Origin of the sequence: Micromonospora sp. II (assembly GCF_001709195.1) — a bacterium.
In the GTDB taxonomy this organism is placed as follows: Bacteria; Actinomycetota; Actinomycetes; order Mycobacteriales; family Micromonosporaceae; genus Micromonospora; species Micromonospora chalcea.
The window spans coordinates 152,210-167,037 of the sequence record NZ_LYXF01000007.1 but is presented as its reverse complement, the minus strand read 5'-3'; the positions used below and the strand labels follow the sequence as shown (position 1 = coordinate 167,037).

Annotated in this window: 15 protein-coding genes; 11 read left to right on the top strand and 4 right to left on the bottom strand. The window is 74.1% G+C overall.

Translation table 11 applies throughout. The annotated features are described in order from the left end of the window. Positions 1-309: 309 nt before the first annotated feature. Positions 310-786 carry a hypothetical protein gene (locus A8711_RS04905; RefSeq protein ID WP_064447233.1) on the top strand — a complete coding sequence of 159 codons (477 nt, stop codon included), beginning with the start codon at positions 310-312 and terminating at the stop codon, positions 784-786. 38 nt (positions 787-824) lie between these two features. Here A8711_RS04905 and A8711_RS04900 read toward each other — a convergent pair whose 3' ends face one another. Beyond that, positions 825-1,928: a GlxA family transcriptional regulator gene (locus tag A8711_RS04900; RefSeq protein WP_069087572.1), complete on the bottom strand. Its 1,104-nt coding sequence runs from the start codon at positions 1,926-1,928 to the stop codon at positions 825-827. A gap of 53 nt (positions 1,929-1,981) precedes the next feature. Here A8711_RS04900 and A8711_RS04895 point away from each other — a divergent pair, with 53 nt between their 5' ends. Next, positions 1,982-3,280, top strand: a complete 1,299-nt coding sequence (locus tag A8711_RS04895) for an MFS transporter (protein WP_069087571.1) — start codon at positions 1,982-1,984, stop codon at positions 3,278-3,280. 15 nt (positions 3,281-3,295) lie between these two features. On the opposite strand, the gene A8711_RS04890 is transcribed toward A8711_RS04895, so the two are convergent. From A8711_RS04890 to A8711_RS04880, 3 genes are read right to left on the bottom strand one after another with little or no spacing between them, the layout of a single operon-like run. Next, positions 3,296-4,018, bottom strand: coding sequence for an RICIN domain-containing protein (locus tag A8711_RS04890; protein ID WP_069087570.1), 723 nt, complete (start codon positions 4,016-4,018; stop codon positions 3,296-3,298). A 58-nt stretch (positions 4,019-4,076) separates the two neighbouring features. Beyond that, positions 4,077-4,361, bottom strand: coding sequence for a DUF427 domain-containing protein (locus A8711_RS04885; RefSeq protein ID WP_043330617.1), 285 nt, complete (start codon positions 4,359-4,361; stop codon positions 4,077-4,079). A gap of 40 nt (positions 4,362-4,401) precedes the next feature. Next, entirely contained in the window at positions 4,402-4,872 is a 471-nt protein-coding gene (locus A8711_RS04880) for an aminoacyl-tRNA deacylase (protein WP_069087588.1), read from the bottom strand. A 91-nt stretch (positions 4,873-4,963) separates the two neighbouring features. Here A8711_RS04880 and A8711_RS04875 point away from each other — a divergent pair, with 91 nt between their 5' ends. The 9 genes from A8711_RS04875 to A8711_RS04840 all read left to right on the top strand — a co-directional run bounded on the left by A8711_RS04875 (position 4,964) and on the right by A8711_RS04840 (position 14,723). After that, positions 4,964-6,349, top strand: coding sequence for an FAD-binding oxidoreductase (locus tag A8711_RS04875; protein ID WP_069087569.1), 1,386 nt, complete (start codon positions 4,964-4,966; stop codon positions 6,347-6,349). Continuing rightward, entirely contained in the window at positions 6,346-7,689 is a 1,344-nt protein-coding gene (locus A8711_RS04870; protein WP_069087568.1) for a class I SAM-dependent methyltransferase, read from the top strand. The genes A8711_RS04875 and A8711_RS04870 overlap by 4 nt, the downstream gene beginning before the upstream one ends. 91 nt (positions 7,690-7,780) lie before the next feature. Then, positions 7,781-8,341 carry a helix-turn-helix domain-containing protein gene (locus A8711_RS04865; RefSeq protein WP_069087567.1) on the top strand — a complete coding sequence of 187 codons (561 nt, stop codon included), beginning with the start codon at positions 7,781-7,783 and terminating at the stop codon, positions 8,339-8,341. Beyond that, positions 8,334-9,161: an SRPBCC domain-containing protein gene (locus A8711_RS04860; RefSeq protein ID WP_069087566.1), complete on the top strand. Its 828-nt coding sequence runs from the start codon at positions 8,334-8,336 to the stop codon at positions 9,159-9,161. The genes A8711_RS04865 and A8711_RS04860 overlap by 8 nt, the downstream gene beginning before the upstream one ends. A 78-nt stretch (positions 9,162-9,239) precedes the next feature. Beyond that, positions 9,240-9,473, top strand: a complete 234-nt coding sequence (locus tag A8711_RS04855; protein WP_043326332.1) for a zinc-ribbon domain-containing protein — start codon at positions 9,240-9,242, stop codon at positions 9,471-9,473. Positions 9,474-9,475: 2 nt separating this feature from the next. Then, positions 9,476-9,652: a hypothetical protein gene (locus A8711_RS32355; RefSeq protein WP_157539057.1), complete on the top strand. Its 177-nt coding sequence runs from the start codon at positions 9,476-9,478 to the stop codon at positions 9,650-9,652. A 72-nt stretch (positions 9,653-9,724) separates the two neighbouring features. Further along, a complete protein-coding gene (locus A8711_RS04850; RefSeq protein ID WP_043326330.1) occupies positions 9,725-10,795 on the top strand; it encodes a hypothetical protein in 1,071 nt (356 codons plus the stop codon). After that, positions 10,792-12,297 carry a hypothetical protein gene (locus A8711_RS04845; protein WP_069087565.1) on the top strand — a complete coding sequence of 502 codons (1,506 nt, stop codon included), beginning with the start codon at positions 10,792-10,794 and terminating at the stop codon, positions 12,295-12,297. Before A8711_RS04850 ends, A8711_RS04845 begins: the two co-directional genes overlap by 4 nt. Positions 12,298-12,443: 146 nt before the next feature. Further along, on the top strand, positions 12,444-14,723 hold the full coding sequence (locus tag A8711_RS04840) for a bifunctional diguanylate cyclase/phosphodiesterase (protein ID WP_176722751.1): 2,280 nt from the start codon (positions 12,444-12,446) through the stop codon (positions 14,721-14,723). Positions 14,724-14,828: the final 105 nt, after the last annotated feature.

The following is a 14,828-nucleotide window of genomic DNA, read 5'->3' as shown; positions in this document are numbered from 1 at the left end:
CCCGAGTACTCCACCACCGCGTTCCTGAAGGGCCTCAAGCAGGTCGACGGCTGGAAGGACATGCCCCTGACCAAGGCCGCCCAGACCGTCCAGGTGAGCGCGTACCCCGACCACTACGCCCAGTGGGAACAGCAGGCCGCCGACCTCGTCGCCCAGCACTGGAACAGCTAAGACGAACACGTGAAGGCCGGCACCCCGAACCAACGGGGTGCCGGCCTTCACGCCTGTCCGGACCCGTCCGGGTGAACCGGGCGCGGTAGCCGGGGTGGGCGCGGCAGCGACGGGGGTTGGATGCGGGACATGGACGAGGTGGACGTCGCGGCACTGCGGCAGGCGTATGACGAACTGTTCGCGGAGATCGACGCGGGCGGGTTCGGGCCGCCGCCGGAGGGGCAACTCAGCGCCGAGCAGATCGTCGCGCACCTCGCCGCCAACGACGAGCTGATGAGCGAGGCGACCGAGGCGGTGCTGGCCGGTTCGCCGTTCGCCTACTACGACCTGGACACCATTCACCGGCCGCAGCTGGACGCGCTGGTGTCCGAGTGCGGCGGGCTGGACGGCCTGGCGGTGCTGTTCCGGGCCACCAGCCAGAAGCTGTGCGCGCTGGCCGACCGGCTCGGCCCGGCGGCGGAGACACCTGTGGACACGGTGCTACGCGAGGGCTTCGACCTGGACGTGGACGAGTCGCTGCCCTGGGGCAGGGCGCTGGACCTGCACATCCGCGTGCACCTGCCGCTGCACCTGACCCAGCTCCGCGCCCTGCGTCGCCAGCCCCACCTCGCCTGACCGCGGGACCGCCCGCCGCCGATCCGCCCCGGCGCTGATCATGGAGTTGTGGCGGTGGACAATTCCGGCACGTCCGGCCTTCCAGGCGCCACAACTCCAAGATCGACGGGAGCGGGGCGCGGGGAACGCGGGGACGTCGCGGGGGACGCCGCGGGGGAAGGGTGGCGGAACGTGCGGCGGTAGGCGGTGGGGGCCACGCCGACCCGGGCGTGGAAGTGCTGGCGGAGCGCGGCTGTGGTGCCGAAACCCGCGTCCTGGGCGATGCGGTCGACGCTCAGGTCGGTGGTCTCCAGCAGCACCCGGGCGTGCTCGGTGCGCTGCTGGAGCAGCCACTGCGCCGGGCTGAGCCCGGTCTCGGAGCGGAAGTGCCGGGTGAACGTGCGGACGCTCATCCGCGCGTGCGCGGCCATATCGCGCAACGCCACCGGCTCGTGCAGGCGCTGCCGGGCCCACTCGCGGGTGGCGGCGGTGCCGTGGTCGGTGCCCCGGGGCACCGGCCGTTCGATGTACTGGGCCTGCCCGCCGTCCCGCCACGGCGGCACCACGCAGCGCCGGGCCGCCCGGTTGGCCGCCGCGCTGCCGTGGTCGGTGCGGACGACGTGCAGGCACAGGTCGATGCCGGCGGCCACCCCGGCCGAGGTGAGCACGCGCCCGTCGTCGACGAAGAGCACGTCGGGGTCGAGGCGTACGCCGGGGTGCAGGCGACGGAAGCGTGGGGCGTACGCCCAGTGGGTGGTGGCCGGGCGGCCGTCGAGCAGACCGGCGGCGGCCAGCACGAACGCGCCGGTGCAGATGGACATGACGCGCGCTCCCCGGGTGTACGCGGCGCGCAGCGCGTCRGCCACCTCGGCGGCCACCGTGCCGTCGAGCAGTGGCGCGCCGGCGTGGATGCCGGGGACGATCACGGTGTCGGCGGTGTCGAGGAGTTCCAGGCCGTGGTCGGGGAGCATCTGGAAGCCGGCGCTGCTGCGTACCGGCTGCCCGCCGGGGGTGCACGTGGCGACGAGGTACAGGGGGACGCCGCCGTCGGTGCGGGCGGCGCCGAAGACCTGGGCGGGGGTGCCGAGGTCGAGTGCCACCACGCCGTCGAGGGCGAGGACTGCGACCCGGTGCGGTACGGACATGGCCCGATTATTGCGCATGATGGCTTTCCGGCCACTCGTCGGCGAGGCCGCCCCGGTCCGAGACTCGGCTGGTGAACCGATCCCGCCTGCACCCGGCCTGGCTCGTCGCCGCCGTCGCCTTCGTCGCGCTCGTCGGCGCAGCCGGTTTCCGGGCCACACCCGGCGTGCTACTGCACCCGCTGCACGCCGAGTTCGGCTGGCCGCTGGCGACCATCTCCGCCGCCGTCTCGGTCAACCTGCTGCTGTACGGGCTCACCGCGCCGTTCGCCGCCGCGCTGATGGACCGGTTCGGCATCCGCCGGGTGGTGGCCGGCGCGCTGGTGCTGGTGGCCGCCGGCAGTGGCCTGACCGTGGCGATGACCGAGAGCTGGCAGCTCATCCTGTGCTGGGGCGTCCTCGTCGGGCTGGGCACCGGCTCGATGGCCCTGGCGTTCGTGGCGACGGTGACCGGGCGCTGGTTCGTCAAGCGCCGGGGCCTGGTGACGGGTGTGCTCACCGCGGGTGGGGCGGCCGGGCAGCTGGTCTTCCTCCCGCTGCTGGCGGTGCTGGTGCGCGACCACGGCTGGCGCACGGCGGCACTCGTCGTGGCCGGGGCCGCGCTGGCGGTCGTACCCCTTGTGGTGTGGTTGTTGCGCGAGCACCCGGCGGAGCTGGGGCGGCCCGCCTACGGCGCGACGGAGGTCGTGCCGCCGGCCCGGCCGGAGGGCGGCGCGGCGGCTCGGGCGGTCGGCGCGCTCGCCGCCGCCGCGCGGACGCGGCCGTTCTGGCTGCTCGCCGCTGGTTTCGCGATCTGCGGCGCGACCACGAACGGCCTGGTGGGTACGCACTTCGTGCCGGCCGCGCACGACCACGGCATGCCGGAGACCACAGCGGCCGGGCTGCTCGCCCTGGTCGGGCTCTTCGACATCGCCGGTTCGATCGCCTCCGGCTGGCTCACCGACCGGGTCGACGCGCGGCTGCTGCTCGGCGCCTACTACGCGTTGCGCGGGGCGTCGCTGCTGGTGCTGCCGAGCCTGTTCGCCGGGTCGGCCCGGCCGAGCATGCTGGTCTTCATCGTCTTCTACGGGCTGGACTGGGTGGCCACGGTGCCGCCCACCGTGGCGCTGTGCCGGGAGTGGTTCGGCGCGTCCGGGGCGGTGGTGTTCGGCTGGGTGTTCGCCGCGCACCAGTTCGGGGCCGCGCTCGCGGCCACCGGCGCGGGCCTGGTCCGGGATCGGCTCGGCGACTACGCGATGGCCTGGTACGTGGCGGGCGCGCTGTCGGTCGGCGCGGCCGGGCTGTCGCTGCTGCTGCGCCGCCGTCCCGCCGACGAACCGGCGTTCGCGCTCCCGGTGGTCGCGGGCCGGCGGGCCTGGAGCTACCGGGGTTGACGCCCGCGCTGCCGGTCAGCCGACCGCCCACTGCTGCTCCGGAGCGCCGCTGCACGGCGCCTGCTCCAACTCGCGGCCGGGCTCGGTGCCCGCGTCGTCGACCTGCGCGCACTTGCCGCTGTGCACGGCGACCAGCAGCGCCACGCCGTCGCCGGCCTGCTGGAACCGCCACTGTTGGTTGGCCTGCCCGTTGCAGGACCACTGCTGCACGTCCGTGCCGTCGTCGGTCTTCGCCTCGTTGACGTCCAGGCACTTGCTGCTCGCGGCGTTGACCAGCAGGTAGGTGTCGTTCGTGACCGGCGTGACCACCCACTGCTGCTCGGGCCCGCCGGTGCAGTCGGCGAGCGCTGCCTGCGCGCCCTCGGCCTCGTCGCCGGTCACGCCGAGGCAGCGCCCGGACGGCACGCCCCGGAGCACCTTCGGCGTGGCCACCGGCGCGGCCGGGGTGGTCGGCGCCGCGCTCGGCGAGGGCGAAGACGACGGCGTGGGCTCCGCCGACGGTTCCGCGCTCGGCTCGCTCGCCGTCGCGGTCGGCACGGCCGCCGCCGGCACCACCGGCCGCTCGTCGCCACCGCCGAGCACGCCGGTGGCGAAGAAGGCCCCGAGGAGTACGCCGGTCACGCCGACGCCCAGCGCGATCCGCATCAGCGGGTCCTGCGGCAGCCGGAGACCACGGGCGCCACGGGCGCGGCGGGCCCCGTAGACGGTGCCGGACGGGTCGGAGTGCGGGTCGGCCATGGGAGCATGGTGACCCACCCGGGCCGCCGGGTGCCAGTCACCCCGGCGGCACGGTGACTCAGTCGACGACCCGGACGTCCTTCCAGAACGCCACCCGGTCGCGGACCATCTCCGCCTCCGGCTTCGGGTCGCTGTAGTACCAGACGGCGTCCGGGCTGGTCACGCCGCCGTGTTCGAGCGTGTAGTAGGAGGCGGTGCCCTTCCACGGGCAGACCGTGTGGGTGTCGGAGGGGCGGATCAGGTCCTCGCGCAGGGCCGTACGGGGGAAGTAGTGGTTGCCCTCGACCAGCACCGTGTCGTCGCTCTCGGCGACGACGAGGTCGTTCCAGACGGCTTTCGGCATGTCCTCCACGCTATGCCGCCGGCCCTCCACCGGCCACCGCTCAGCGCGTCGGCTCCTCGTCTGTCACGTCGGCCACAGTCGCGCCGAGCGCGGCCAGCGCGGTGTCCGCGTCGACGGCGACGGCGAGGCCGTGCTCGCCCGCGCCGAGCGTGATCTCCCGGCCGCGCAGCCGCTCGTCGGCGACCACCGGCCAGGCGGTGGTGGAGCCGAACGGCGTGATGGTGCCGCGCGCGTACCCGGTGGCGGCCTTCGCCGCCTCGGCGTCCGGCATCGACAGCCGGCTGACACCGAGCAGGGCGCGCAGCTTCGGCCAGGAGATCACCCGGCCGCCGGGGGTCAGCACGAACAGCAGGTCGCCCTCGCCGCGGCGGACCACGATCGTCTTGACCACGTCCGGCACCTCGACGCCGCGCGCCGCGGCCGCCTCGGCGAGGCTCGCCACCGGGCCGTGCCGGATGACCCGGTACGGCAGGCCGGTGTGGTCGAGAGCGGTCAGCGCGGGATTCGCCATGGCGGTCACGGTAACGCGCGCGCCGACCGTGAGTCGGCGAGGCCATCGTGGACGTCCCCCGAATTGTCGTACCCGCGCGTAAGGTGATCTCATGCACGCTGTCCGTGATCATGAACGGGCGGTGGACACGCTGCGGCGCTCCTACGCCGCGGTGCCCGCCGGGGAACCCGTACGGCTGGCCAAGCAGACCTCGAACCTCTTCCGGCCGCGCTCCGCACCGCGAACGCCGGGTCTGGACGTGAGCGGCCTGACCGGGGTGCTCGCCGTCGACCCGGCGGCCCGCACCGCCGACGTGCAGGGCATGTGCACCTACGAGGATCTGGTCGACGCGACGCTGCCGCACGGCCTGATGCCGCTTGTCGTGCCGCAGTTGCGCACGATCACGCTGGGCGGCGCGGTGACCGGGCTGGGCATCGAGTCCACCTCCTTCCGCAACGGCCTGCCGCACGAGTCGGTGCTGGAGATGGACGTGCTCACCGGCTCGGGAGAGATCGTCACGACCCGGCCCCGGGGCGAGCACGCCGAGCTGCACCGGGCCTTCCCCAACTCGCTGGGCAGCCTCGGCTACGCCACCCGGCTGCGCATCGAGCTGCAACCGGTACGCCGTCACATGGCGCTGCGCAACATCCGGTTCACCCGGCTGGAGGAACTGGTCGACGCGGTCGGCGAGGTGGTGGCCAAGGGCGCCTGGGGCGGCGAGCCGGTCGACGCCATGGACGGGGTGATGTTCAGCCCCGGCGAGGCGTACCTGGTGCTCGGCACGTTCACCGACGAGGCCGAGGACGGTCCGTCCGACTACACCGGCCAGGAGATCTACTACCGCTCGTTGCGCCGGCGCACCCGGGACACGCTCACCGCGTACGACTATCTCTGGCGCTGGGACACCGACTGGTTCTGGTGTTCGGCGGCGTTCGGGGTGCAGCACCCGGTGGTGCGGCGGCTGTGGCCGCGGCGCTACCGGCGCAGCGACGTCTACCACCGGATCGTGCGGCTGGAGCACCGGCACCAGGTGGCCGCGCGCGTCGACAGGTGGCGGGGCCGCCCGGCCCGCGAACGGGTGGTGCAGGACGTGGAGGTCCCGCTGGACCGCACGCCCGAGTTCCTGCGCTGGTTCGCGGCGAACGTGGGCATGACGCCGGTGTGGCTGTGCCCGCTGCGGCTGCGCGAGCCCGCCGGCCCCGGGTCGGCGAAGGCGTGGCCGCTATATCCGCTCCGACCGGGCGAAACGTATGTGAACATCGGCTTCTGGGGAAGCGTGCCCATCGCGGCGGGCGCCGCCGACGGGGACGTCAACCGCCAGATCGAGCGCATGGTGTCGGAGGTGGGCGGTCACAAGTCGCTCTACTCCGACGCGTACTACGACCGGGGCGAGTTCGACCGGCTCTACGGCGGGGAGACCTGGCGCGCCGTGAAGGACCGCTACGACCCGGACCACCGACTCACCGGACTGTACGAGAAGGCGGTAACCCGAGCATGAGTCTGACCGACCGAACACCGGGGGCGGCGAGCGCCCCGGCCGGCCCGCCGGCGGGCGGCCGGCGTACCGGACCCACAGTCGCGGACGTGGTCCGCGCGGTCACCACCGGCGACCTGCCCGTCCGGGTGACCGGCTACGACGGCAGCGCGGTGGGCCCGGCCGACGCCGGCATCACCCTGGCGATCCACACCGAGCGCGGCCTGTCCTACCTGCTCACCGCGCCCGGCGACCTGGGCATGGCCCGGGCCTACGTCAGCGGCGACCTCGGGCTGGAGGGTGTGCACCCGGGCGACCCGTACGAGGCGCTGCGGGTCATCAAGGACGAGGTGCCGTTGCGGATCCCGGCGATGAGCGAGGCGCTCGCGCTGGTCCGCGGGCTGGGCTGGGAACGGCTGCGTCCGCCGCCGCCCCCGCCGCAGGAGGCGGCCCCGCGCTGGCGGCGGCTGATGACCGGGCTGCGTCACTCGCGTACCCGGGACAGCAGCGCGATCTCGCACCACTACGACGTGTCGAACGCCTTCTACGAGAAGGTGCTCGGGCCGTCCATGACGTACACCTGCGCGGTCTTCCGCAGCCCCGGCGACACCCTCGAAGAGGCGCAGCGGGCCAAGTACGACCTGGTCGCCGGCAAGCTGGCGCTCAAGCCGGGGATGCGGCTGCTGGACGTCGGCTGCGGCTGGGGCGGCATGGTCCGGCACGCGGCCCGCGAGTACGGCGTCAAGGCGCTCGGCGTCACCCTGTCCCGCGCGCAGGCCGAGTGGGCGCGGGCGGCGATCGAGCGGGAGGGGCTGAGCGAGCTGGCGGAGGTGCGCCACCTGGACTACCGGGACGCGCCGCACGAGCAGTTCGACGCGATCTCCTCGATCGGGCTGACCGAGCACATCGGCGTGCGCAACTACCCGGCCTACTTCGGCGCGCTGCGCTCCCGGCTCAAGCCCGGCGGGCGGCTGCTCAACCACTGCATCACCCGGGCCGACAACCGGGCGCCGCACCGCTCCGGCGCGTTCATCGACAGGTACGTCTTCCCGGACGGCGAGCTGGCCGGTCCGGGCCGGCTGATCAGCGAGATCCACGACGCCGGGTTCGAGGTGCACCACGAGGAGAACCTGCGCCAGCACTACGCGCTGACGCTGGCCGGCTGGTGCCGCAACCTGGTCGAGCACTGGGACTTCTGCGTCGGCGAGGTCGGGCCGGGCACCGCCAAGGTGTGGGGGCTCTACATGGCCGGTTCCCGGCTGGCGTTCGAGCGCAACGGCATCCAGCTGCACCACGTGCTCGCCACGCACAACGGCCCGGAAGGGGTGAACGGGTACCCGCTGCGTCCGGACTGGACGCCCTGACCGGTCGTACCGACGAGAGGCCGCGCGGACCGCGCGGCCTCTCGTCGAAGTCATTGACAAAGAAGTTTTGTACGTACAAACTGATTTTGCCATGAGAGACGTCCTGTACCTGGAACAGCGCGAGCAGGCCGAAGCCCTGCTCAAGCCGCAGCGCATCGAGGTGCTGCGGCAACTGGCCGAACCCCGCACCTGCACCGAGGTCGCGGCCCGGCTGGAGCAGACGCCGCAGCGCGTCTACTACCACGTCAAGCAGCTCGTCGCGGCCGGGCTGGCCGAGCAGGTGGCGCAGCGCCAGGTGCGCGGCATCACCGAGGGCATCTACCAGGCCGCCGCCCGCTCGTACTGGCTCTCGCCCCGCCTGGTCGGCCGCATCGGCGGCGCCCGCCGCGCCCGCGACGAGCTGAGCCTGGGCTCCCTGCTCGACCTCATGGAAGAGGTCCAGGCCGACATCGCCGCGCTCGACCGCGCCGCCCCCGAACTGCCGTCCGTCGGCGTCTCCGGCGAGATCCGGGTGCCCGCCGAGCGGCGGCAGGAGTTCCTGCACGACCTGCAGACGACGCTGCAGGACCTGTTCACGCGCTACGGCGGCGCCGAGGGCGACGCCTTCAAACTCGCCGTGGCCTGCTACCCGAAAGGCGACAAGCATGAGTGAGCCGATGACCATCCGCGCCCGCCTCGCCGCACCCGTGGCGACCGTCCGCCGAGCCCTGACCGACCCCGCCGAGCTGCGCGTCTGGCTGGCCGAGCACGCCGAGGTCGAGCTGCCCCGGCGGTACGAGTTCTGGGGCCGCTACACGCCCGAGGGCGACGCGCCACACCAGCGGCTGCTGCACGTCGACGACCGGACGCTGCGCTTCGCGTGGACGCTCGACGGGGTGGAGACCACCACCGAGTTCGAACTGGAGCCCGACGGCGACGGCACGATACTCACGCTGCGGCAGAGCCACTTCGACTACGCGGAGGCGATGAGCGGCAGCAGCATCCGGGGCGTGCTCCAGACGTACTGGTACCTGGCGATCGCCCACCTCAACGACCACCTGGACGGCCGGCCGCTGTTGCCGCGTACCGACTTCACCTCCGCCGACCTGAGCGGCGAGGTGGTCATCGACGCGCCGATGGACAAGGTGTGGACGTCGCTCACCGACTCGGAGCAGGTCACCGCCTGGTTCGGCTACCCGATCGGAGTGGAGCCCTGGGAGGGCGGCCGGTACGCGATGGGCGGCCTCGACGCCGGTGAGGCCGCAAAGGTGTTCGACGTGACGCCGGGGCGGGCGCTGTCCATCGACTGGGGGCCCGTCGGCGTGACGTCCTGGGAACTGGCGGAGTCCGACGGCCGGACGAAGCTGACGTTCGTGCAGTCCGGCTTCGACGAGGGCAACCCGCCGTACGCGGCGTGGAGCGGCAACGTGGCCGGGTGGGCCGAGCTGCGGCGCTTCCACGAGGTGCCCAACTGGCAGCCGATCTGGCTGTAAGGAAGGGCCCCCTCTTAACGCCTCCGGTAGAGGAGGGGGCCCCTTTTAACACGGCGCCCGGGTGGGTAATGCCGGGCGATGTTCTTCATCTTCGGGCTGCGGACCAAGGTCGTCCGGTCCGGCGTCGTCACCGAGGTCTGCCGCAACTGCGGCAACCAGGCCGCCCAGGTGATCACCCGCCGGGTCACCAAGTTCAGCCTCTTCTTCGTCCCGCTGATCCCGCTGCGCACCCGGTACGCGCAGCAGTGCACGTTCTGCGGCGCCGAGTACGACATCTCCCGCGCCGAGGCCGAGCGCCTACCGGTCGGCTGACCGTGACCCGCTTCCTCTACTGGCTGATCGGCCGGCAGCCGGCCGCTCCGGCCGCCCCGCCGGTGCACACCGCCGCCCGTCCACCCTGCACGCCCGGGCGCCGGCACCACCGCCGGCGTCGCCGGGTCGCGGGCGCGCAGTCGCCCCGCTCGCCCTGGAACCGTTCCGCCGACCGCTGACGCACCGTGTTAATAAGGGGCCCTTCCTCTACCGGAGGCGTTAACAGGGGGCCCTTCCTTACACTTCATCGGGTGGAAGATCGGCTGGCACGGATCAGGGGTGGTGGGCCGCCCCGGCGGCACAACGCCCGTACCATCGCCGCGCTGACCGGCAACCCCGGCTGCACCCGCCGCGCCGTGCTGGACAGCGCGGGCGCGGACAAGCCGGCGCTGGCCGAGCGACTCGGCTTCCCGGCCCGCTTCGGTCAGTCCCGCTTCGCGATCACCCGCGGTAACGCGTTCGAGGCGCAGGTGAAGGCCGACGGCGGGAAGGAACTGCTGCGCCTGGTCGCGGAGCGGCTCGGCGTACCCGTCCCGGAGGGCGCGACCTGGACCGACCTCGGCGCCGACGACGACCGGCCGGAACGGTCCCGGGCGGCGCTCACCGCGAGCGGCGACGGCCCGGCGCTGTTCGACCACCCGCTGCTCGGCCTGGACGTGGCGGGTACCCGGGTGCACCTGGAACCGGATCTGGTCGCCGCCCGGCTGGCGGGCCGGTTCCACGTCGTGGAGATCAAGTCGTTCCCGGTGATCGACGGGCAGGCCGACCCGGGCAAGGTCGCCGCCGCCGCGATCCAGTCCGCCGTCTACGTGCTGGCGTTGCGCGAGCTGCTCGCCGCCGAGGGACACGACCCGGAGCTGGTGTCGCACGAGGTGGTGCTGGTCTGCCCGCGCGACTTCGCCAACCAGCCGGTGGCCAGTCTGCTCGACGTGCGCCGCCAGCTGCTGGTGCTGCGCCGCCAGCTGGCCCGGATGGCCCGGGTCGAGGACCTGCTCGCCGCCGTACCGGCCGGGTTCACGGTCGACCCGGCGGCCGATCCGGCCACGCTCGCCGCCGCGCTGCACGAGGTGCCGGCCCGCTACGCGCCTGATTGCCTGGCCGCGTGCGAGCTGGCGTACTTCTGCCGGCACGAGGCGCGCGGGCAGACCGGCGCGCTGGGCCGGCCGGTCCGCGAGGCGCTGGGCGGCGTCGAGGAGGTGGCCGACGTGCTGGCGCTCGCCGAGGGTTCGGCCGCGCCCGAGCCGGGGCAGGCGGAGGCCGCCGCGCTGCTGCGGGCCGCCGCGCGCCTGCGCGCCGACGCCCTCGCCGGGCAGACCGCATGAGTACGCTGCGCGCGCTCGCCCGGGCGCAGGCGGTCGCCTCCGGGCGGGCCCAGCCGGTGGCCACCGTCCGGCACCTGCACCTGTCGGAGCGGCCGTTGGTGCTGGTGCCGCTCGCGCTCGCCGGTGAGGCGAACGCCCCGCTCGCCGCGATGGTCGGCGCCGCGCCCGACGACGCCCGGCTGCTGGTGGTGCCGCAGCCGCGCAACCGGGACCAGCGGTTCGCGTTCGCCGCCGAGCTGGCCGCGATCGTGCTGCCGTACCTGGACGAGTTCCGTGACCTGACCGAGGCGGTGCCGGTGGACCGGGGCCGCGACGTCCGCCACCGGTACGTCGACGCGCCGCAACTGCTGGTGCCGAACCCGGCCGGGATCACGTTCCTGCGGCTGTTCGGGCGCTCGACCCGGTTCCGCCGTACCGACGGCGACTATCCGGTGCACCAGTCGGTGCCGCTGCTGGGTCGCTGGCTGACGTTCTTCGCCGAGCGTGCCGAGCAGCCCGGCTCGTCGGCGCTGCTGGCGTTGACCGAGGCGCTGACGTTGCACTGGACGACCGGGCAGAGCGTGGTGGAGGACCTGCATCTGCCGGCGGTGCTGGGCTGGCTGGACCCGCCGGCCGGGCTGACCGGGGCTGAGGCGGCGGCCCGCGCCGAGGACCCGGCACACTGCCCGCCGGCCGGGCCGGCCACCGACCCGGACTTCGACAACCGCCGGCTCGCCCCGGCGATCGAGGCGTACACCCGGGCCGGGGACGACCCGGCGGCCCGCGCGGCCGCGTACGACGAGCTCGCCGGCCTGCTGCGCGACCAGCTCGCGCCCACCTGGGAGCTGATGTGGCGCGGCGTCGGCCTGCTGCGGACGCTGCCGGCCGGTGCTCGGGTGGCCGGCCGGTGGGCCGGTGACCGGGACGCGTTCACCGCGCACGCCGAGCACGTCGACGCCGGGGGCGGCCCGCAGCCGCGGCGCGACGGCGCGGTGGCGGCGGCGCTGCGGTTGCAGCGGCTGGAACGGGCGTCGACCGCGTGGGCGGTGCAGCGCGCCTACGACGATCCGCTGGTGATGGCCGAGCACCGGCTGTCCGGGGAGGCGTTCGTCGGTGAGGTGACGCTCGCCGACCCGGCGCGGGTGGACGACTCCGGCAAACGGCCGGTGCTGCGCCCGCGCATCCAGGTGGTCACCACCGAGCCGGTGCCGATGCCGGTGGGCGCGAGGCTGTACTCGCCGCAGCGCCCGGCGCAGAAGGCGACTGTGGTGTTCGTGACGCCCGGCGCGGACGGCAAGACCGAGGTGGTGCTGGAGCTGTCCGGCGGGATGGGCCGGGGGCTGACCGCGCCGCCCGGCAGCGTTCCGGAGGTGGGCGAGCGGATCTGTCTGACCAGCCTCTCCGACGGTTTCCTGCCGGGTGGGGCGTTCCCGGCGCCGGAGGAGACGCCGTGGACGCACGGCGGGCCGCCCGGCACGGCCGCCGCACCGCCGGACCCGGCCCCGGCGGAGGACTGGTCCTGACCGTCACGGTCCGCTGACCGACAGCCGTCGACTCTGGCGGCGGCCCCCGGCGCTGACTAGGCTTGCGCCGTCCGTCGTCCTGCCCTCGGCGTCGAGGGTGCACGTCTGGAAGAGAGCCGGAGCGCATCGTTGTACCCCAGCTCGACGTGAGCCTCGCCGCCGCTGCGCCGGCCCGTCATCCGCTCGCCGGCCGTGTCGGACTTGTCGCGGCCGCCGTCGTCGTACTCGGGGAGACGGCCTGGCTGGTCGCCCGGCTGCCCGGCGCGGCGCTGGTCAGCGACCTCGGCGCGGTTGCGGTGTCGAGCCTCGCGGCGGTGCTCTGCGTTGGCGCGGCGCGGCGCCACCCGGTCGCGCTACGCCGGTTCTGGGAGCTGCTCGCGGTCACCATGGTCCTCGCCGCGCTCGGCCGTACGGTGTGGACGGTCGAGCGTCTCGGCGGGCTCGGGCTGCCGCACACGCCGCTGGTCGCCGGACTGTTCGCCGGCGGCATCGTCACCGGCACCGCCGCCCTGCTCAGTTTCCGCGCCGGCCCGCGCAGCCTGATCGGCCGGGCCCGCACCCTGCTCGACGGGGTCATCGTCGGGCTGGCCCTCCTCCCGATCGGCTGGGTGGTGGTGTTCCAGGAGATCACCGAGGCCGGCCTGGCCGATCCGATGCGTACGTTCGGCCTGCTCTACCCGATGTTCGACCTGATGCAGCTCACCATCCTGGTGGCGGTCGCCGGTCCGGGCCGGCCGATGTGGCGGGCGCTCACCGTGATCGGGGCGGGCCTGGCGATCCGGGCCGGCGCGGACGCCGTCTACGTCTCCCTGGTCGCGCACGGCAACTACACGCCCGGTCACCCGGTCGACATCTGCTGGCCGCTGAGCTACCTGCTGGTCGGCCTGGCCACCCGCTATCCGCCGCCGGTCGACGAGGACGGCGACGACGACGTGGTCGAGTCACCGCTGCCGCCGTGGTGGCGGGTGGCGCTGCCGTACCTGCCGGTGGGCGGCGCGATCGTCGCGGTCATGCTGTCGCGGCGGCCCAGCGGGCAGACCCCGCACGTGGTCTTCGTCGGCATGATGGCCCTGCTCGGCGTACTGGCGCTGCGTCAGGGGCTGGCCGCGAACGAGAACCTGCGGCTGGTCGGCCGGCTGCGCCGGCTCGCGTACTCCGACCAGCTCACCGGCCTGCCGAACCGGCTGACGTTCGTCCGGCGGCTGCGGCGGGCGTTGCGCACCGGCGGGCCGGTCGCCGTGGTGCTGCTCGACCTGGACGGCTTCAAGCAGGTGAACGACAGGTTCGGGCACGCCGCCGGGGACCGGCTGCTCACCGCCACGGCGGAGCGCATGCGGGACGCGGTCGGCCCGGACGGGATGATCGCGCGGCTGGGCGGCGACGAGTTCGCGGTGCTGGTCGCCGGGGACCGCGCGGTGCCGCCCGAGCGGCTCGCGATCCGGCTGCTGGCCGCGCTGGAGCCGCTGCCCGGCGAGGAGGACCTGGGAGTGCACCCGTCGGCGAGCATCGGCATCGCCGAGTACGGGCCGCAGCACGCCTCGCACACCGACCTGCTCCGCGACGCCGACATCGCCATGTACGCGGCGAAGGCGGCCGGCAAGGCCGCGTACCGCACGTGCACGCCGCACCTGCGCGAGTCGGCGGTCAGCCGCGCCGAGCTGATCGCCGACCTGCGCCGGGCGGTGGACGAGGGCCAGTTGCTGATGGAGTTCCAGCCGATCGTCGACCTCGACACCGGCGCGGTACGCAGCGCCGAGGCGCTGGTGCGCTGGCGGCATCCCCGCCTCGGCGTGCTCACCCCGGCCCGGTTCCTGCCGCTGGCGGAGGAGACCGGGCTGATCGTGGCGATCGACAGGTGGGTCATCCACGAGGCGTGCCGGGCCGCCGCGACCTGGCGCGCGCACGCGCCGGAGGTGACGGTCGCGGTCAACATCGCCGCCGCCCACCTGTGCCGGCCCGACCTGATCGCCACCGTCACCGGCGCGGTCGCCGCGGCCGGCCTGCCGCCCCGCGCGCTCACCCTGGAACTCACCGAGTCCGCGCTGATCGAGGGCAGCGAGGCGGTGCTGGACCGGCTGTCCCAGCTGCGTGACCTCGGCATCCGCATCGCCATCGATGACTTCGGCACCGGGTACTCCTCGCTGAGCTATCTGCACCGCATCCCGGCCACCGAGCTGAAGATCGACAGGTCGTTCGTGTCCCGGCTGGACGCCGGGGACAGCCGCGCGTACGCCACAGTCGAGATGGTGAACCGGCTGGCCGGCGCGTTCGACCTGGCCGTGGTGGCCGAGGGGGTGGAGACGGTCGCGCAGCACGCGGCGGTCACCGCGATCGGCTGCCGGCAGGGCCAGGGCTGGCGGTACGGCCGCCCGGCCGCCCTGACCGACCTACTTCCCGCGTTGTCCGGGGCGGGCGCGGACCGCTGACCGGCCCGGGTCCACGGGGGCCGAAGGTCCCGGACGGGACAGGGGGTTCGACCCTGCTCACGGGCGGTCCGGCACCGCCATGATGGTTCTCGTCAACAAGACGAA

Bases quoted from the DNA above. Each gene is read 5' to 3' on its own strand.
- A8711_RS04890 (WP_069087570.1), bottom strand. From the start codon at position 4,018: ATGGCCGACCCGCACTCCGACCCGTCCGGCACCGTCTACGGGGCCCGC.
- A8711_RS04885 (WP_043330617.1), bottom strand. From the start codon at position 4,361: ATGCCGAAAGCCGTCTGGAACGACCTCGTCGTCGCCGAGAGCGACGAC.
- A8711_RS04880 (WP_069087588.1), bottom strand. From the start codon at position 4,872: ATGGCGAATCCCGCGCTGACCGCTCTCGACCACACCGGCCTGCCGTAC.
- A8711_RS04875 (WP_069087569.1), top strand. From the start codon at position 4,964: ATGCACGCTGTCCGTGATCATGAACGGGCGGTGGACACGCTGCGGCGC.
- A8711_RS04870 (WP_069087568.1), top strand. From the start codon at position 6,346: ATGAGTCTGACCGACCGAACACCGGGGGCGGCGAGCGCCCCGGCCGGC.
- A8711_RS04865 (WP_069087567.1), top strand. From the start codon at position 7,781: ATGAGAGACGTCCTGTACCTGGAACAGCGCGAGCAGGCCGAAGCCCTG.
- A8711_RS04860 (WP_069087566.1), top strand. From the start codon at position 8,334: ATGAGTGAGCCGATGACCATCCGCGCCCGCCTCGCCGCACCCGTGGCG.
- A8711_RS04855 (WP_043326332.1), top strand. From the start codon at position 9,240: ATGTTCTTCATCTTCGGGCTGCGGACCAAGGTCGTCCGGTCCGGCGTC.
- A8711_RS04845 (WP_069087565.1), top strand. From the start codon at position 10,792: ATGAGTACGCTGCGCGCGCTCGCCCGGGCGCAGGCGGTCGCCTCCGGG.